Here is a 19,257-nt window from a genome sequence, read left to right as displayed (position 1 = left end):
GGAAAATGCGTAAAGTGTTGATCGTTGACGATGAAGCATCGATCCGAAATGGACTGCCTCTGATCATCGATTGGGAACGTCTGGGGTATCAAATCGTCGGGTCGGCGGAAAACGGCGAAGCTGGCTTGGCGATGATCCGTGAATTGAAGCCAGACGTTGTGATCGCTGATATCCGTATGCCGGGAAAAAATGGTCTTGAGATGGTGCAAGCAGCATCGGAGGAAGGTCTTTTGTTTTTTGCCATTATTTTGTCCGGCTACTCAGATTTTGACTATGCCAAGCAAGCGTTGCAACTGGGCGCTGTGACCTATTTGCTGAAACCAGTTGATGAAGAAGAGCTGATCGGTATTTTGACGAAAATCGATCAAAAAGCCAAGACCGATCAGCAGAAAAATCAGAAGAGTCAGTTGATGGAGAAATTGTTTGGCGGGGATCAAACGGGGATCAAAGAGGCACAAGCCATCAAGCTATTGCGACTTCCCGAGGAGGCAGATGCCCAAAAGCTGGTTGAGAAATTGCAGGAGCAAGTGGCGCAAGTCATCACCTTGATCCATCGGCATCATCGGTATTTGGTTTTGTTAAACGAGGAACGCTTTCCCGACGAGGCGATCGATACGTGGTGCCGCAAAAAAATGGCTCATCAAGAAATCTTGATTTCCCGCTGGTTTGCGGCGCAAGATAACTTGAAGCCATTGATGATCGACATCCAGACATTGAGTAAATTGATTTTCTTATTTCCCAATCAAGTCATTTCTCACCATGTTTTGGATACGACCCAAGAAGCAGAAGAACGAAGCGATTTGCGTGAAGAATTAGTAAAAGCGATTTTGGCAAACGATCCGTTGGAACAGCCGTTATTCCGCTATTATCAAACCTTTTATCATTCATTGGCATTGGAAGAAGAGATCAAATGGCAAATCAATGGTGACATCGAATGGTTGCAGCATCAAATCAGTGAAAAAGTAGCCTTAGCAATCGAATGGTCGACAGACGAAGTGCATCAGCAGATTTTTCTCGCCCAAACGTTTCCGATGCTGCAAGAGGTCATCGCCGAAAAACTAGCAGCCTTGCAAGCAACAGTCGCCAGCAGTTTGAACCAAATCGATATCATTGCAGAATTGATCCAATATACAAAAAAGCATTATCAAGAAGATTTGACCTTGAAAAAAATCGGGGAACGTTTCAATTACAATAGTGCCTATCTAGGCAAGAAGTTTCGCAAAGAAACCGGTAAAAATTATTTGGCGTTCTTGGATGAAGTGCGAATGGAAAAGGCGGTGGAAATCTTGCGTCATTCCAATCTAATGGTCTACGAAGTCGCTGAATTGGTAGGCTACAGCAATGTTGATTATTTCTACAAAAAGTTCAAACAATACCATCAGGTTTCACCAAATGAGTTTCGGAAAAATGAATAACCACAAAGATGTCCGTGATTTTCTACGGACATCTATTTTTTAGGGTAACGATGACTAAATTGCTTGGTAGGCTTTCTTTTTTTTTCTTTTATATAATTTAGATGAAACTGTAAGCGCTTTTCGAACGGAGGAGGAGAAATGACAGATGTACGCCTGTGCTTTGATGTAGGCGGGACCTATATCAAATTCGGGGTTTTTACCGAGAAGAATCAATGGCTGGACCGAGGCAAAATCAAAACCCCGAGTAATACCCGGGATGAATTTTTTGCTGCCTTAGCTGCCAAAATACAAGAAGTCGAGCAAGCGCATGTTATCGAAGGGATCGGGCTGAGTTTTCCTGGTTTCATTGATTCAGTCAATGGCCGAGCGATCATGGCGGGGGCGTTGGCTCCTTTACACGGCTGTGCTGTCGTACAAGAGCTGCAGCAGCGTTTAACTAAGTCCTATCCGATCTGGATCGAAAATGATGCGAAATGTGCTGCTTTAGCAGAACTTTCGACCGGCAATGCTACTGACGTACAAGATTTTGTCATGATTACATTAGGCACCGGTATTGGTGGCGCGCTCGTTCATCAGCGCCAGTTGATTCACGGGAATGGGTTTCGGGCAGGAGAATTCGGGATGATGATCACTGATTTTCAAGCATCTTCTTTTGCGACCCTCCATGATCTAGCTTCAACGAGAGGACTGATTGCTGCCTATCGACGGGCAAAAGCGATTCCTGAATCAGAGGAGATTTTAGGCGAAACCATCATGCAGCAGCGGTCGAGTGACCCTGAAACGCAGGAGATTCTGAAACAGTGGGCACGTTATGTCGCACTTGCGATTTACAACCTAGCTGTCACGATGAATCCAGAAAAAATACTGATCGGCGGCGGCATCAGCCAAAACCCTGATCTATTAGCTATAATCAAACAAGCAATCAATGAGAACCCCCATTGGCCGGATTTCCAAGTGCCGATCGAGACTTGTCGTTACTATAATGATTCTGGTCTGTTAGGGGCGTTGACATTGATCCAACAAGGAGGAAAAAAATGAAATTTTCAGATGGCGGTTGGTTATTTCGTGAAGGATTTGATGTGAAATTTGCGGTGCATGTCTACGATGCCCGTAAAGAAGAAAACAAATTGGTCTTATATCTGCCTTATAGCTATGTCGGGCATAAAGGGGCAACACTGGATGGCGGATTGTTAACGATGGAAGTCACTACCCCTAGAACCAATATCATTGGGATCACCCTCTATAATTATAAGGGAGTCCAAGCCAAAGCCCCCGATTTTGAATTGATGACAGAAGAAATCACTCCTGATATTTCAGAAGATGAGCAATCGTATGTTTTTCGCTCGGGAGACTTGCAAGTCGTGATTAGCAAAGAGGAAAATGTGACAGCTTCGTTTTATTACAAAGACCAGCTGATTACCCAAAGCAAACCTCGCAGTAAAGCCTTAGTGATTGATCCGCAAGCAAATACCCATATCAGCGAACAGTTGACCCTGGATGTGGGAGAAACGATCTATGGTTTAGGGGAACGCTTTACTAATTTCGTGAAGAATGGCCAAAGTGTTGATATTTGGAATGCCGACGGGGGCACTGGTACGGAGCAAGCTTACAAAAATATTCCGTTTTATGTAAGTAATAAAGGGTATGGCGTCTTCGTCAATTCACCAGACCGGGTGCAATTTGAAGTGGGGAGTGAAAAAGTTTCTCGTGTTCAATTCAGCAATCCAGGACAATCGCTGCAGTACTTTGTGATCGCCGGTGATGAGTTAAAACAAGTGATCCAGCGCTACACTGATTTGACGGGGAAACCGTCGCTGCCACCTGCGTGGTCCTTTGGGTTGTGGCTAAGTACCTCGTTCTTGACGGATTATGATGAACAAACCGTAACATCTTTTGTAGACGGTATGGCAGAACGTGAGATTCCCCTTGAGGTCTTTCATTTTGACTGCTTATGGATGAAAGAATACGAGTGGTGCAACTTCACGTGGGACGAACGAACTTTCCCAGAACCGGAAAAAATGCTGCAGCGCTTGAAAGCCAAAGGATTGAAAATCTGTGTCTGGATCAATCCTTACATTGGGCAAAAGTCCCCCTTGTTTGACGAAGGGATGGCCAATGGCTACTTTTTGAAACGCGCCAATGGAGATGTCTGGCAATGGGACAAATGGCAAGCAGGTTTGGCGATCGTCGACTTCACCAACCCTGAAGCGGTCGCTTGGTACAATAGCAAGCTGCGTGCCTTATTAGACATGGGTGTGGATTGCTTCAAAACGGATTTTGGGGAACGGATTCCCACCGATGCGGTGTACTATGACGGCTCTGATCCAGAAAAAATGCACAATTATTACGCCTACCTATACAATAAAGTCGTCTTTGACTTGCTGAAAGAAGTCAAGGGAGCAGAAGAAGCCATCGTTTTTGCGCGGGCAGCTTCGGTTGGTTCGCAACGCTTGCCTGTACACTGGGGTGGCGACAGTACCTCAGATTATCCATCGATGGCAGAGTCACTGCGGGCAGGTCTGTCCTTTGGGTTAGGCGGCTTTGGGTATTGGAGCCACGATATCTCAGGGTTTGAAGCTGGTTCAACCCCAGACCTTTACAAGCGCTGGACACAATTTGGTCTGCTGTCTTCCCATAGCCGTTACCATGGCAGCTGGGAATACAAAGTGCCATGGGTTTATGACGACGAAGCCGTGGCGGTAGCCAAAGCCTTCACCAAGTTAAAATTGTCCTTGATGCCTTACTTGCAAGCCCAATCGGTGCTAACCGCCCAAACGGGGATTCCGATGATGCGGGCGATGGTCTTAGAGTTTCCTGAAGACGAGATGACCCATCATTTGGATCGCCAATACATGCTGGGGGAACACCTTTTAGTTGCACCCATTTTTAATGATCAAGGAACGGTCTCCTTTTACGTACCGAAGACGAAGGGGCATTGGATCGACTACTTATCTGGCAAAGCCTACGAGGGCGGACACTGGTACCAAGAAACCTATGACTATTTCCACTTGCCACTGTTAGTCCGACCAAATCAACTGATTGTCGAAGGCCATGAACAAACCAAAGCAGTCTATGACTATGCTGAACATCCAACGATCCATCTCTTTGATCCGCAAGACAAGACCGCTGCCGCTATCTATGATCACCACGGTGAATGGCTTGGCGAGGTAGCTGTCGAAAGAGTCGCTCAAGAACTGATCGTCAAGCTGACTGGCATCCAGCAAGCATCCTTGCAGATTCACACGACTGCTGGAAAAACGAGCCATGAGCTGACCGCTGACCAAACCACGATAAAGGAGTTCTAGATGCCCATGCGAACCATCACGAATCCAATTTTGCCTGGATTTCATCCAGATCCCAGTATTTGCCGTGTCGGTGAAGACTTTTATCTGGTGACGAGTACCTTTGAATATTTTCCTGGATTACCAATCTATCACAGTAAAAACTTGGCAGACTGGCAGCTGATTGGCCATGGACTTTCGCGACCTGAGCAGCTGCAGTTATCGACTGAAAATCCCAATGCTTTTGGTCTGTATGCCCCAACCTTGCGTTTTATCAAGGACCGCTTTTACCTCGTTTGCACCAACGTTGGCGCAAAACGAAGGAGGAGAAGGCAACTTTCTGATCTGGACGGATGACATCGCCGGTGAATGGTCTGCCCCGATTTGGCTGGACACTCCTGGGATCGACCCGACGATTTTCGCAGATGACGATGGACAGACCTATTACTTAGGCACCCATAAGGAGATCTATCTGCGGACGATCGATTTGGTTTCTGGAGAACTAGGCCCGCGCCAAAACATTTGGACGGGCAGCGGAGCGGCTGATCCAGAAGGCCCCCACTTGTATAAAAAAGACGGCTATTACTACCTGTTGATCTCCGAAGGCGGAACGTCCTATGGGCATATGCTGACCATGGCCCGCAGCCGTTCCTTGACGGGACCCTACGAAGCATGCCCCAACAATCCAGTGATGACCAATCGCAGTACGAATTTGCCACTGCAAGCCGCAGGGCATGCGGATCTCGTGCAAGATACTAAAGGCAACTGGTGGGCAGTCTGTCTAGCAGTACGCCCCATCAGCTATCCTTTGAGGCATTTGTTAGGGCGGGAAACATGTTTGCTGTCAGTAGACTGGTCAAACTCATGGCCGGTGTTTGGCGAAAAAGGTCATTTGCCAGAAACCATTCAGGTAGACACAGCGGCAGCATCAAAGGAAACACGAAAGGAGAGCAGCAAGCCTGATTACGTGACTTTATTCGAATGGGACCCAACATTGATTGAAGAAGAGCCACATGGCTTCTTGCTGCATCCTAATCAGACGGGTCTGTCTGATCAAGGCAAACTCGCGGCTGTGTTCCAACGACAAACCGCCTTTGAGCAACAATTTCAGGCAACCTTTGATTGTCGGCAACTAACGGATGGACAAGTGGGATTGACGGTTTTCTTAAATGCCACCCATCACTATGAGGGATACCTGGAAAAAACAGCAACCAGTCAGCAGCTGGTTTTCCGCCGACAAATCGGTTCCTTATGGAAAGTGGAAAAGAAACTGTCTTATGCAGCGGATACGGTCACCTTTCGGCTGAGCGCCGATAATGAAACCTATCGTTTTTCTGTTCTTGATGAACAAGGACAAGCACAGCCTTTAGGCAGTGGAGAAACAAAATATCTGACCACTGAGGTCGGTGGTGTCTTTACTGGAATCATGGTGGGCTGTTACGCCAGTGCTTCTTCACCACAACAAACCGTTCGTGTGCGGGATTTCTAATCAATCAAAAGCCCCCCTTCGATTTCTGTTTCAGAAGTCGAAGGGGGGCTTTACTGTTTTAGCGAGGAGAAAATGAATCTTGGCTTAGATCGTGGATCCGCAAGGTGACTTGTGTGCCGCTGCCCAACACACTCTCGATCGTTAAGCCGTATTCAGGTCCATAAAACATTTTGACCCGATGATTGACATTGGCTAGCCCAATGTTCTTTTTGGCATGGGTGGAGGGCGTCTTGATTTTTTGCTGCAAGTGTTCGAGTTTTTCTGGCGGTATCCCGCTGCCGTTGTCTTGTACCACGATCACCAGATCATGGCCGTCTTTGGTGATCGTCAAACGGACAAATCCTGGATAGGTGATGCCTTCCAAGCCATGGGAGATGGCGTTTTCCACCAATGGTTGAATCAGGAGGGGCAATATTTGGACCTCTTTTTGGTCGATCTCATTGGAGACTGAATAGGAAAAGTTGACTCGATCGCCAAAGCGCATCCGCTGGATCTTGACATATACGTGAACGGCATCTAAGGACTCTTCTAAACTCGTTCGCTTGGTTCCGTGGGCTTCTAGCGTATAGCGCATCGATTTTGCCAGTAATTTGATGGCATAAACGACGTCAGAATTGCCGGAAGTCAGCGCCATCATACGAATCGTTTCTAATGTATTGAACAAGAAGTGGGGATTGATCTGCCCCGCTAAGATATTAAATTCCATTTGCTGCTGCTGAGTCAACAGCTCTTGCTGTGCCAAACGTGAACGGTAGATCTCTTCTTCTTTTTTCTTGATTCGTTGAATGATCTTGTGGAAATCAAGAGAGATCTGTGAAATCTCGTCTTCGCCGCTAATATTTTGAAAGAAATCATAATCCTCGATCGAGCAAAGTAGACCGCCTGCTGCAGTTGAGAAATTCGTTTGGTAAAGAATCGAGCAAAGAGAAAGACGATGATGAAAGTAGTGATCAAAATCACCAAAACGATCGTGCTCCACCGGATCAGATTGGCGCGTAGATTGCGATAGGCATTGGTATCCGCACTATAAATCGTGATGATGTCTTCTTTGTTACTCATGGGTAAGGTGCTTTTGGTCAGCATCACCTTGGTACCATCATTTTTTAAAAAGGCAGCACTCGTTTGCGGCTCAGAAAGAGCTGTCAGCTGTCCCGGTTCCCCAACTTGATTGATTTTGTCGCTATAAAAGATGACATCATCATTTAACTGTAATTCCAATTCATAGGATGAATTACGAAGTCGGTTACTGAGATAATTGTAATCGACTTGGATCTCCAAAACGGCAGTTTCTTTTGATAAAGGCAAAGGCAACGTTTTATAAAGACTCAAACGATTTGCTTTGTAATCCTCTGGCATCGTCATCAAAAAAGCATCGGGTTGCTTGAGAGCTCTTTGGTACCAGGCGGTCGCTTGAATCGTGTCATCTGCCTGTTGAAAATATTTATAGTTCGGAATGGTTTGATTCGTCATATAGATGGTTAATTTCGCAATCGAGGTTTGAAGATTTCTGATCTCATCTAGCTGATCATAGCTATTGATGTCCACGATCGCTTCTTGGTCGTCAAGGTAATTGGCAGTTAAAAGCTGACGTAGATGAGTATCGTTTGATAAGGAACTCGCCGTGTTGGTCAGCGTGTTTGTTGTATCAAAAAGAACAGATTTGACACGCTGAGCATTTAACTCAGCCAAGTGTTGGTAATTGCCTGTCAGCTGTTTGGTTGAATCGTAGACCAATAAGAGACCAATAGTCACTGTGGATAAAAAAACAACAGGTAGATAAAGAATGAACAATTGTCGCCGAATGGAAAACTGACTCAGACGACGAAAAAGTGAGAGATGACTGATTCTTTTCATGCTTGTTGATTACGAAAGATAGAAAGCAACAGGAACGAGCTACAATAAATAACAAAAGAAAAACCAAAAATCAACAAGAGGAATTTAAACAACGGAAATAAAACAACAAAACAAAACGCAGCGATAGGAATAAGCGCGAGGGCTAACGAACGGATAGGGTCCGCGATCGGTAACAGAAACGCGTTTTTTAATGTTTGCCTAAAGCTGTTTTCATAACGTCCAATTAACGCGAGGCAATAGACTAACACAATAAACAGATAAATAGCTGTAACTATTAGAACGAAGGCAAAAATACTGGCAAGAATGGTTTTTGAGGAAAACCAAAACAAGCTACTATACAGTAGTGCTACCATAGGCAACCCAAGAAGGAGAAAACTACCGGTTGCTTTCATGAAGTTTGCTCGTAGCGCTCGGACATAGCCCACGATCAATTCACCACGCTCTTCATCCGCATAACGAATCGTCACTTCATAAAGGGCAGCTGTCGCAGCTCCAATCGTAATAATTGGCAAACAGCTAACGATATATAGTAAATTTAACAATGTGAATTGTGAAAAAACGGTGGTTATTTTGTACAGTTGACCATCAGGATTGTACTTCATTTTTATCCCTCCAAAATTGATATATTCCTATAGTACTCGCAAAAAACAAATATTGAAAGCCTTACCATTTAGGTGTCTTTTATCTGAAACCTTGATATATCAGCATTCTTTATAAATAAAAGAAAAATAAAGTCTAAAATGTACGGATTGACCTCTATTTTTAACAGGTGGCAAATAAGATTTCAGGTGCTAGTATTAAAAATGTAAAAGCGGTTACAAAAAAGGGGGAGGAAAATGGAAAGTAAATTAAGCAGTGTCCCAAGAAAAAATAAGCGGGTGACACGAGAAGGGAAGATTTTGTTTTTATGTATCGTTCCCTTCCTGATTCTCGTGTTTTTGTTCTCTTATTTTCCTTTGCACGGATGGATTTATTCACTTTATGATTACAAACCAGCATTAGGTTTAGCGCGCAGCGAGTTTGTAGGCTTCAAATGGTTTCGACTTCTTGTCTCTAGTCCAACACAAGTGGATCAGATCGTACAAGTAATGAAAAACACCTTTGCCATGAGTTTTTTAGGGATCGCTACTTCGATCCTACCAGTAGGCTTCGCCATTTTACTGAACGAAATCAAGTGCAAATGGTTTAAAAACTTGGTCCAAACGCTGACCACGCTGCCAAATTTTATCAGTTGGGTTTTGGTGTATACGATCGCCTTTAGCTTGTTTTCTTCAACAGGGCTGGTAAACACGTTGCTGCAAGAATGGGGCTTCGTTACCGATCCAGTCAAATTTTTGGATAGCGGCAATCATACATGGCTGATGATGTGTCTTTGGAATATTTGGAAAGGCTTGGGCTGGGGTGCCATCATGTATCTGGCAGGCATTTCAGGAATTGACCCCGAATTGTATGAATCGGCACGAATCGATGGGGCGAATCGTTTCCATCTGATGCGTCATATCACACTACCTGCCTTGATGCCGACGTTCCTTGTGATGCTGATGCTGTCTATCGCCAACTTGCTGAACAACGGGATGGATCAGTACTTTGTTTTCCAAAATGCATTCAATCGAAATACGATCCAAGTCCTCGATTTGTATGTCTACAATTTGGGGATGGGCGGAAATAGTCTATCTCTGGCTACCGCGATCAGTATGCTAAAAAGTGTCATTTCTGTTGCCTTGTTGGCCATCGTCAATATTGCTTCGAAAAAAATTCGGGGGACTTCCATTATTTAGGAGAGGAGGATATCTATGGAACTATCGATTAGTGAAAAGAAAAAGGCGAAAAAAGTACCCAAACGTGAAAACCTGACGTTTAGTATCCTCAATTATACCTTTTTCTTTCTGATTACGTTGATTTGCGCGTATCCTTTTTATTACTTGATTATTAATTCAATCAGTAATAATGAGTTGAGTGCGTTAGGACAAATTCGCTTTTTTCCACAAGAGATCCATTTTGAAAACTACAGTCAAGTGTTACAACTAAAAGGGTTGCCATTAGCCGCAACCGTTTCGGTGGCTAGAACGGTGATCGGAACAGCAGCAACCGTCTTAGCTTCAGCCTTCTTAGGCTTTATGTTTACCCAAGAAAAAATGTGGAAACGAAAATTTTGGTATCGCTTTGTCGTGATTACAATGTATTTCAATGCAGGGCTGATTCCATTATTCATCACCATGAAGACATTAGGTTTAACGAATAATTTTTGGGTCTATATTTTGCCGGCTGTCGTTCAGCCTTTTAACATCATCTTAGTGAAAACCTATATTGAGTCAATCCCCAAATCGTTGCAAGAAGCAGCTGAAATGGATGGAGCTGGCATCATTCAAGTATTCTTTCGGGTAATTTTACCCAACTGTACGCCGATTTTAGCAACAGTTGCGATCTTCTCGGCAGTTGGTCAATGGAATTCTTTCCAAGATACACTGATTTACATTACGGATCAAAGTCTCTACTCCTTGCAATACCTTCTTTATACGTATATCAATCAAGCCAATTCGTTGGCACAAATGGTCAAAAATACATCGGGATCACTTTCCAGCATCGCTTCAGCAGCGACAACGCAGACGCCGACTTCGATTCGCATGACCGTTTCAGTCATTGTTGTTTTACCAATCATGTTCATTTATCCGCTATTCCAGAAATATTTTGTCAAAGGAATTATGTTGGGTGCGGTGAAAGGTTAATAAAAAGAAAGAGGGAAGAAAATGAAAAAAATGTCGAAATATGTAACAACAGGTTTGTTAGGCATGACATTGCTAGGTAGTTTAGCCGGCTGTGGAGGAGCGGCTGAATCTGACACAGACGCTGCTTCTAGCGAAAGTGGTTACGATGAGACGATCACGATCGATGTCTATAATGGGTTAGCCAACTATATGGGGATGCAAGAAGGTTGGTTTGCCAAAATCGTGCGAGATAAATTCAATATGGAATTGAACATCATCGCACCAAACGTTGCTGGAAACGGAGACACTCTTTATCAAACGAGGACGGCAGCAGGTGATTTGGGCGATTTGATCATTGTTGATAATGGCCAACAATACAACGAATTGGTTGAAGCTGGCTTGTTGACCGATGCGAGCGAGTATTATGAAACTATGGAAAATGTTCAGCGCTTTGATGCGGCTGTTCAAAATCTAAACAAAGATGCCGATGGTCTATATGGCTTTCCAACTTCCGTTTCTACATTAAAAGCCACCGATCCTTCAGAAGGATTAGATCCTACATTTGGTGCTTATGTGCGTTGGGATCTTTATGGGGAGCAAGGATATCCAGAAATCGGTACATTGGAAGACCTACTTCCTGTGATTCAAAAAATGCAAGAAGACAATCCAACAACAGATTCTGGGAAAAAAGTTTATGGGTTTTCTCTATTCAGCGATTGGGACGGCAACATGATGAATGCAGGCAAACAGCTGGTCACCTATTATGGGTACGATGAATCAGGATTTGTCTTGGCAAAAGCGGATGGTTCTGATTATCAAAGCATTCTCGATAGTGATTCTGAATATATTCGCGCACTTAAGTTTTATTTCCAAGCCAATCAAATGGGCTTAGTGGATCCAGAATCAACGACGCAAAATTACGATACACTTTTTGCCAAATTCCAAGAAGGACAAGTCTTATTCTCATGGTGGCCTTGGTTAGGTCAAGCGGCCTTTAATACGACCACGAACTTGACTGAAGGAAAAGGCTTTATGTTGGCACCGATTCAAGACCAAAAAATCTTCTCTTATGGTGCGGAAGTTTACGGTGGCAAACAATTTATCGGGATCGGTTCAAATGCCGAAGACCCAGAGCGAATCGCAGCCTTTATTGACTGGCTCTACTCTTCAGAAGGCGTGTTAGCAAATTCTTCTCAAACAAGCGGTAGTAGTGGCCCTGAAGGCTTAACTTGGGAAATGAAAGATGGCGAGCCTGTCTTAACTGAGTTCGGAAAACAAGCGTTGCTAGATGGCGATGGGGATGTGCCAGAAGAATATGGTGGCGGAAGTTACAAAGATGGTGTATCCGCACTAAACGTCAATACGGTATTACCGATCGATATTAATCCTGATACCGGCTTCCCATATGCTTACACAATGTGGGAAAGCTATCAAAATGAAACAACCGATCCTGTAAAAGAAGATTGGTCAAAAAATATGGGTGGTGCAGAATCGACCATTGGCTATTTAGAGGAGAACGACCAATTGTTAGTTGCCCCTGGTGCCAGCTATGTAGCGCCAGAAGATAGTTCAGAGATCTCTACGTTGCGGAATCAAGCCAAAGCGACGATCATCGAGTACTCTTGGCGAATGGTTTTTGCCAAAGATGAAGCAGAATTTGACCAATTGCTAAAAGAAATGCAAGAAACAGCAGACGGCTTAGGCTATCAAACAGTGCTAGAATTTGACATGAATAATGCGAAAGATCAAAACGAAAAACGGGTAGAAGTAGCAAAAGAATTTGGGGACTAATCAAAAACAAAGAATCATAAAAATGGTTGGTCAATGGTTCCTTGACAAAAGTGAGTAAACAGCGTTTGGTTAAGCAATCACTTAAGAAGATTGATCCAGCACCAGCGGATCAGTCTTCTTTCTTTAAGGAGGAAAACAATGATAGTGGATAAAAAAGATCGTCTGCTTTTTATGGGGGATTCGATCACAGATAGTAATCGAAATTATCAAGCGATACCTGCGGGATGGTCGTCATGGGGGGACGGCTATGTTCATCTGATCAACGCCTATACCACAGCATTACTCCCACAAATGGAATTAATGATCGTTAACCGAGGCATCAGTGGAGATACAGTCGTCGATTTGAAGAAGCGTTGGAATGATGATGTATTAGCATTTCAACCAGATTGGGTAACGATCATGATCGGTGTAAATGATGTGTGGCGGCATTTTGATGGCACATTTGCTCAAACGGAATTGGTGGGGATTGAAAGATTTGAATCAGAGTTGCGTGATTTGATCGCTCAGACATTACCGAGTGTCAAGGGAATGATTCTCTTGACCCCATTTATGGTTGAAGCCAACAAAGAAGATCCACTAAGAAAAATGCTTACCAACTACCAACACGTGCTTGCTAAAGTAGCGCAAGAGTATGGTATCCTTTTAGGAGATACGCAGGAAAAGTTTGATGATTTTTTGCTTTATCAGTCATCCTATGTCTTAAGCAGTGATCGTGTGCATCCGTCGACTGCAGGACATGTGTTGATTGCAAAAACATGGCTGGAAACAGTCGGTATTTTGGAGGAAAAACCATGATCACAGTAGAAACGATCCGCCAAGTCGCGCACCAAGGTCCCTTTTTCCCAAATTGGCAGTCATTGGGTGCTTTTGTTCTACCAGAATGGTTCCCCAAAGCAAAATTCGGGGTCTTCATTCATTGGGGATTGTATAGTGTTCCTGCATTTAATAACGAGTGGTACTCCAGAAATATGTACATCAAAGACCATCCGGAATACGATCACCATATCAACACCTACGGTCCACAAAAAAAACTTTGGCTACAAAGACTTTATTCCCATGTTTACTGCAGAAAAATTCGATGCAAATGAGTGGATTCGACTGATCAAACAAGCCGGTGCCAATTATCTTTTTCCCGTTGCAGAACATCACGATGGGTTTCAGATGTACAAAAGCGAGCTGTCTGAATGGAATGCGGCAGTTATGGGACCGAAAAAAGATATTCTTGCGGAATTAAAAGAAGCAGCTGAGGAACAAGGCCTGCATTTTTGCACATCATCTCATCGTGCCGAACATTGGTTTTTTATGGGACACGGTAAGGAATTCGACAGCGACATCAAGGAACCGTTAGAAAAAGGCGACTTTTATTGGCCTGCTATGCCAGAACCTGATAATCAAGATTTGTATAGCGAGCCATATCCATCAAAAGAGTTTTTAGATGATTGGCTACTGCGAACCTGTGAACTCGTCGATAACTATCAACCAGAGCTGCTCTATTTTGATTGGTGGATCCAACACGAAGCCTTCAAGGAGCACCTGCAACTTTTCGCTGCTTACTATTACAATCGTGGGTCTGAATGGGGCAAACAAGTTGGTATCTGTTACAAACATGATGCCATGATGTTTGGCAGTGGTATTGTGGAGATCGAACGGGGAAAATTTGCCGAACCACAACCTTTTTACTGGCAAACAGATACAGCGATCGCTCGTAATTCATGGTGTTATACCACAACGTTGGATTACAAAACAACACGTGAGATTTTACAGGATTTGATCGAAGTCGTCAGTAAAAATGGCAATCTTCTTTTGAATATCGGGCCGAAAGGGGATGGTTCGATCCCAGAAAAAGATCAAACGATCTTAAAAGAAATCGGTGCGTGGCTGGATGTAAACGGTGAAGCCATTTATGAAGCGAAACCATGGTGCAAAGCCGGTGAAGGACCCACGACCGTTGTCTCAGGACAATTTCAAGAGGCACAGGCGACGACATACACGAGCCAGGATTTCCGCTTTACGGTTCAGGGGGATTCGTTGTATGCTATTGGCATGGCAAGTCCTGAGAATGGACACGCAAGGATCCAAGCACTGGCCCAGTCTAAAGATCAAAATTTGCCAGAATTTCACGGCATCATCCAAACCGTGACGATTCTAGGATACGAAGAACATTCTGTTGATTGGCAAGTGACCGATGAAGGCTTGCAACTAACTTTTGAACCAATTGAAACCGACCAACCAATTGTCTATAAAATTACAATGAAATGAGGCGCAATCCGTGATACATGAAAAAATAACCGCACTTTTACCAGAAAGCCAAGCCAGTTTAACTACCTATGTCGTCGAAAATTCTCCTGAAATGGAACCAGATCGTGTCCGACCGGCGGTCATCATCTGTCCTGGCGGCGGCTATGAAATGTTGTCGGATCGTGAAGCGGAACCCATCGCCATCAAAATGATGAGCTTTGGTTTCCAAGCCTTTGTGTTGCATTATAGTATCAAACCGGCTGTCTATCCGTTAGCCTTAAAGGAATTGGCGGCTGCCGTTCGTCTTGTGCGCACCAATCATGAGGTCTGGCACGTCGATCCTGAAAGAATCATTGTTGCCGGTTTTTCAGCTGGTGGTCACTTAGCTGCTAATCTGGGTGTGTCTTGGCAGCAACCTTTTCTAGCAGAGGCTTTACAAGGAGCCAATGAAGAATGGCGACCTAACGGGTTACTGTTGAGTTATCCGGTCTTATCTAGTGGTGAACTTGGACACCAAGATTCCTTCCGTTCATTATTAGCAGATCGCTATGAAACAGAAAAAGCCGCCTTGTCTTTAGAGACTTTAGTCAATGAACAGACACCGCCGACGTTTCTTTGGCATACGTTAGAAGATGGATTAGTCTTGGCGGAAAACAGCCTCCTTTTTGCCGAACAGCTGCGCAAATTTAATATACCTTATGAGCTGCACATTTTCCCTCGCGGTGGTCATGGACTAAGTTTAGGAACACCGGAAACCGCCAACGGCAATCAACACGGGATCGAAGCATCGGTTGTCCGTTGGCCAGAATTGTTTGCTGATTGGGTGAAGTGGAACATCTAAGAGGAATGCAAAAAACAGTATAATCTTTAATCAATCATCTTTGTCGAATTCTCAAATCCGTTTTTTCAGCAGTATAAAAAGGATTTACTGAAAACATAAGATTGAGTGCTTGGTTCATTTACAAAATTAGGAAAGCGAAAGGGGTATTCAGTGAAAGTCAGATTAAAAGACATTGCAAAAGAAGTAGGTGTATCGATCGCAGCCGTTTCTCAAGTGTTAAATGACAAACCGATTCGGATCACAGAAGAAAAAAAACAGCAAATCAAGCGCTTGGCGGCAGAAAATAATTATACGCCGAATGCTGCGGCTAAAAGCCTGGTTTTGAAAAAAACCAATACGATCGGACTGATCATCCCAGATATCAACAATCCTTTTTTTGCCAACTTGGCCAAGGTCTTAGAAGATTTGCTGCGAAAACAGGGGTATCTGCTGATTTTGGTCAACTCAGATGATAAAGTTGACGTTGAGAAGGAATTGATTCAGCTCCTGATTGACCGCAACGTTGATGCGTTGATCATCGCCCTTTCAACCGAATCCTACGCGGATGAGGTACAAACCAAAGAACGATTGAAGAATCTTTCGGTTCCAATCGTTTTGGTTGATAGAGGAATAGATAACTTTGAGGTCGATCAAGTCTTTTATAATAATCGGCATGGGGGATATATTGCTACCAGTGAGCTAATAAAAAAAGGACACAAAAAGATCGGCACGATGATGAACCCTGATAAAAATATCAATTGTGTGTATCGATACCAAGGCTATTTAGATGCGCTGAAGGAATTCAATCTCCAACGAAAAGACAGTTGGCATGTGGTAACAAAGTTCCAATTTGAAGACGCCTATGAAAAAGCAGACATTCTCTTAAAAAACCGAGATGTAACCGGCATTGTTGCTGGCAACGACTTGATTGCATTGGGAATTATGAAGCGTGCCAAAGAACTAGGAATCAAGGTTCCAGAGGATGTTTCGATCGTAGGATACGACAATCTTGTTTTGAATGATCTTTTAGAAGTATCTCTAACGTCTGTGGAACAAGATGTAAATGATTTAGGTGAAAAAACGGTTCTTGCCTTGATGAATGCAATCAGCGGACAGAAGCCACGTTACGTCCAATTGACACCTAGATTGATAAAAAAGAACAGTGTGACTGAAAGAGTTTCCTAGCGAAACTCTTTTTTTACTATTGACAGCGCTTTAAAACGATGTTATTCTTTGTGTGAACATTAGATAAAACGCTTTATCAGATGTTCGCTTTTTTTAGAAAAATGATAAAACGTTTTATCAAAGGTGAGAGGAGAATACGTATGTCAAAAAAAGAAGTCATTATTGATACGGATCCGGGGATCGATGATGCAGTTGCGTTGGGAATTGCTCTATTTAGTGAAGTCTTGGAGGTCAAGTTGATCACGACAGTGGCCGGAAATGTCGGTATTGAACATGTCACCAATAATTTACTGAAACTGCTTTCCTTTTGGAATTTGTCGATTCCAGCAGCACAAGGTGCATCTCAGCCACTAACGCGAGCAGTCAAAGATGCCAGCGATGTTCATGGGGTCACAGGAATGGCCGGCTATTCATTTCCAGAACCAGATCGTTCATTGCTGCTGGAAACTTCAGCTGTGGAAGCGATGTATCAAACGATCAAAAAGAATAAAGAAAAAATCACAATTGTCGCATTAGGTCCTCTAACGAATATTGCTCTTTTGCTTAAGATTTATCCAGAAGTCAAAGAAAAAATCGATGAGATCGTTTTAATGGGCGGAGCCTTAGGTAGAGGAAACTTTGGTGTATTGTCAGAGTTCAATATTGCGATTGACCCCGAGGCTGCAACGATTGTTTTTGAGAGCGGCTTACCACTTTCTGTAGCACCATTAGATGTGGGCGCCAAAGCGCTTGTTTACCCAGAAGACAGCGCAAAAATCAAAGAAATGAATCAAACCGGAGATATGATGGTTCAATTATTCAAAAAATATCGTGGTGGCAGTTTTGGCACGGGGCTGAAAATGTATGACAGTTGCGCGATCGCTTATCTTTTGTGTCCAGAGATGTTCACTGTTCAAGAGACTTTTGTTGCGATCGAAACACAAGGAGCCTACACAGCAGGTGCGACAATTGTCGATCTCAACAATCGTCTGAAGCAGAAAAACAATTGCCGTGTTTGTGTCGATATCGATGAAGCGCTCTTTAAAGAATGGTTTTTACAGGCAATCAGCAAGTGTAAATAGGAGGGGAAAGAAATGATAGAAGCGATTTTAGTACTCGTTGTTTTGGGGATCGTCGGATATTTTATTATTAAGAGTTATAATCCAGCATTGATTTTGATTATTGGGGCACTTGTCTTGCTTTGTGCATCCGTTGCTTTAGGAAATCCGCTTTACCCAGAAGGCGAAGGGACTGGCTTGGCCTTATTCGATATTTTTTTAAAGCTTAAAGATACGATCATCTCTCAAGTAAGTTCTGCTGGTCTAGTGATCATGATCTTATTCGGATATTCAGGTTATATGAATCTCATTGGTGCCAATCAAAAAGCTGTCAATATCCTAGTTCAGCCAATGACCAAAATCAAGTCTAAGGCATTATTTATTCCGATCGTTTTCTTATTAGGGAATTTGATGTCGTTAGTCGTCCCAAGTGCATCTAGTTTGGCAATAATTTTGATGGCAATCCTTTATCCACTGCTTCAAGGGATTGGTATCTCTTCCTTAACAGCAGCCGGAGTTATCGCAATGACTGCCACGATCATGCCGACGCCATTAGGTGCGGATAATGTGATTGCGGCTCAGACATTGAATTACAACATCTTAACTTATGTTCTGTACCATGCGAAAATTTCCATCCCAACATTGCTGATCATGGCCATTGTTCATTACTTTTGGCAAACGTATTGTGACAAAAAAGAAGGCAAAGATGCCTTTGTAGAACTAAAAGAAATTGAAAGTAAGTCAGAAGAAACGGCTGTTCCTAGATTTTATGCAATTTTACCACTCCTTCCTTTGGTGTTGATCATTATCGTTGGTATAATCGGTATATTCAAAGAAGGTGTAACAATGGATATTTTCGTCCTAACGATGATTTCCTTTTTTGTTGCATTAATGATTGAATGTTTGAGAAAGAAATCTTTCAAAATCGCGCAAGAAAGTGCAGTGGAACTATTCAAAGGAATGGGACAAGGGTTTAGTCAAGTAGTCATGTTGGTTGTGGGTGGATCATTATTTACCACAGCTATCCAAAGCTTAGGGGTGATTGATTCACTAATGAGTGCGGTAGAAAATTCTCAATCTGCTGGCGTGTTAACGGCATTGATATTCAGCGGCGCAACCGCATTGTTCGGTATTTTGAGTGGCGGAGGATTGGCGATGTTTTACGCTGTGATTGAACTGATTCCCGATATTGCCGCTAAAGCGGGAATTGACGGGATTTTGATCGCCTTGCCAATGCAGATGATCGCCAATCTTGGCAGAACGATCTCACCAGTTGCCGCTGTAATTATGATTGTGTCTTCTTCAATCGACGTCAGCCCTGTTCGGTTACTGAAACGAACCAGCGTTCCAACGATCGTTGGGATTATAGCAGTGGTCATTTTGTCGTTGGTATTGCTCCCTTACTAGAGTCATGAATGAACTTCAAAGGGCGTCACGACAAG

The 19,257-nt window shown here is 43.5% G+C and carries 14 protein-coding genes and 2 pseudogenes; 14 read left to right on the top strand and 2 right to left on the bottom strand.

Translation table 11 applies throughout. From position 1 onward, the window contains the following. The first annotated feature begins 5 nt into the window (after positions 1 to 5). From FJU10_RS04695 to FJU10_RS19650, 5 genes are all read left to right on the top strand, one after another. Positions 6 to 1,415: a response regulator gene (locus FJU10_RS04695; protein ID WP_077452030.1), complete on the top strand. Its 1,410-nt coding sequence runs from the start codon at positions 6 to 8 to the stop codon at positions 1,413 to 1,415. Between the two features lie 138 nt (positions 1,416 to 1,553). After that, positions 1,554 to 2,453, top strand: a complete 900-nt coding sequence (locus FJU10_RS04690) for an ROK family protein (protein WP_081117913.1) — start codon at positions 1,554 to 1,556, stop codon at positions 2,451 to 2,453. Further along, positions 2,450 to 4,720 carry an alpha-xylosidase gene (gene yicI / locus FJU10_RS04685; RefSeq protein WP_140965279.1) on the top strand — a complete coding sequence of 757 codons (2,271 nt, stop codon included), beginning with the start codon at positions 2,450 to 2,452 and terminating at the stop codon, positions 4,718 to 4,720. The genes FJU10_RS04690 and yicI overlap by 4 nt, the downstream gene beginning before the upstream one ends. Then, positions 4,721 to 5,053 (top strand): family 43 glycosylhydrolase, encoded by a 333-nt coding sequence (locus FJU10_RS19655; RefSeq protein WP_262984550.1) that lies wholly within the window; start codon positions 4,721 to 4,723, stop codon positions 5,051 to 5,053. Continuing rightward, positions 5,004 to 6,185 carry a family 43 glycosylhydrolase gene (locus FJU10_RS19650; RefSeq protein WP_262984549.1) on the top strand — a complete coding sequence of 394 codons (1,182 nt, stop codon included), beginning with the start codon at positions 5,004 to 5,006 and terminating at the stop codon, positions 6,183 to 6,185. The genes FJU10_RS19655 and FJU10_RS19650 overlap by 50 nt, the downstream gene beginning before the upstream one ends. 58 nt (positions 6,186 to 6,243) lie before the next feature. On the opposite strand, the pseudogene FJU10_RS19760 reads toward FJU10_RS19650, so the two are convergent. Together FJU10_RS19760 and FJU10_RS04670 are read right to left on the bottom strand one after the other, a co-directional pair. Then, a pseudogene (locus FJU10_RS19760) lies at positions 6,244 to 8,039 on the bottom strand (sensor histidine kinase). After that, entirely contained in the window at positions 8,036 to 8,641 is a 606-nt protein-coding gene (locus FJU10_RS04670; protein WP_077452020.1) for a YesL family protein, read from the bottom strand. The pseudogene FJU10_RS19760 and the gene FJU10_RS04670 overlap by 4 nt, the downstream one beginning before the upstream one ends. Before the next feature lie 234 nt (positions 8,642 to 8,875). On the opposite strand from FJU10_RS04670, the gene FJU10_RS04665 reads away from it, so the two are divergent. The 9 genes and pseudogenes from FJU10_RS04665 (at position 8,876) to dcuC (ending at position 19,222) form a co-directional block, all read left to right on the top strand. Next, the gene (locus tag FJU10_RS04665; protein ID WP_005228459.1) at positions 8,876 to 9,817 is read left to right on the top strand and encodes an ABC transporter permease; all 942 of its coding nucleotides are present in this window, start codon (positions 8,876 to 8,878) and stop codon (positions 9,815 to 9,817) included. 15 nt (positions 9,818 to 9,832) lie between these two features. After that, positions 9,833 to 10,765: a carbohydrate ABC transporter permease gene (locus FJU10_RS04660; RefSeq protein ID WP_005234069.1), complete on the top strand. Its 933-nt coding sequence runs from the start codon at positions 9,833 to 9,835 to the stop codon at positions 10,763 to 10,765. 21 nt (positions 10,766 to 10,786) lie between these two features. Then, entirely contained in the window at positions 10,787 to 12,535 is a 1,749-nt protein-coding gene (locus tag FJU10_RS04655) for an ABC transporter substrate-binding protein (RefSeq protein WP_077452014.1), read from the top strand. Between the two features lie 138 nt (positions 12,536 to 12,673). Continuing rightward, the gene (locus FJU10_RS04650; RefSeq protein ID WP_096741638.1) at positions 12,674 to 13,330 is read left to right on the top strand and encodes an SGNH/GDSL hydrolase family protein; all 657 of its coding nucleotides are present in this window, start codon (positions 12,674 to 12,676) and stop codon (positions 13,328 to 13,330) included. After that, a pseudogene (locus tag FJU10_RS04645) lies at positions 13,327 to 14,794 on the top strand (alpha-L-fucosidase). Before FJU10_RS04650 ends, FJU10_RS04645 begins: the two are co-directional and overlap by 4 nt. Before the next feature lie 10 nt (positions 14,795 to 14,804). Further along, positions 14,805 to 15,614, top strand: a complete 810-nt coding sequence (locus FJU10_RS04640) for an alpha/beta hydrolase (protein WP_016621637.1) — start codon at positions 14,805 to 14,807, stop codon at positions 15,612 to 15,614. 150 nt (positions 15,615 to 15,764) lie between these two features. Then, on the top strand, positions 15,765 to 16,778 hold the full coding sequence (locus FJU10_RS04635) for a LacI family DNA-binding transcriptional regulator (RefSeq protein WP_008380606.1): 1,014 nt from the start codon (positions 15,765 to 15,767) through the stop codon (positions 16,776 to 16,778). A 140-nt stretch (positions 16,779 to 16,918) separates the two neighbouring features. Further along, on the top strand, positions 16,919 to 17,839 hold the full coding sequence (gene rihC, locus FJU10_RS04630) for a ribonucleoside hydrolase RihC (RefSeq protein ID WP_081117921.1): 921 nt from the start codon (positions 16,919 to 16,921) through the stop codon (positions 17,837 to 17,839). Positions 17,840 to 17,851: 12 nt separating this feature from the next. Next, a complete protein-coding gene (gene dcuC, locus FJU10_RS04625; protein ID WP_140965278.1) occupies positions 17,852 to 19,222 on the top strand; it encodes a C4-dicarboxylate transporter DcuC in 1,371 nt (456 codons plus the stop codon). The last annotated feature ends 35 nt before the right edge of the window (positions 19,223 to 19,257 follow it).

The sequence above is a fragment of the Enterococcus sp. OL5 genome (genome assembly GCF_006491895.1).
GTDB classification, from domain to species: Bacteria; Bacillota; Bacilli; order Lactobacillales; family Enterococcaceae; genus Enterococcus_D; species Enterococcus_D innesii.
The sequence above is the reverse complement of the archived record's forward strand: the minus strand, read 5'-3'. Positions and strand labels throughout refer to the sequence as shown.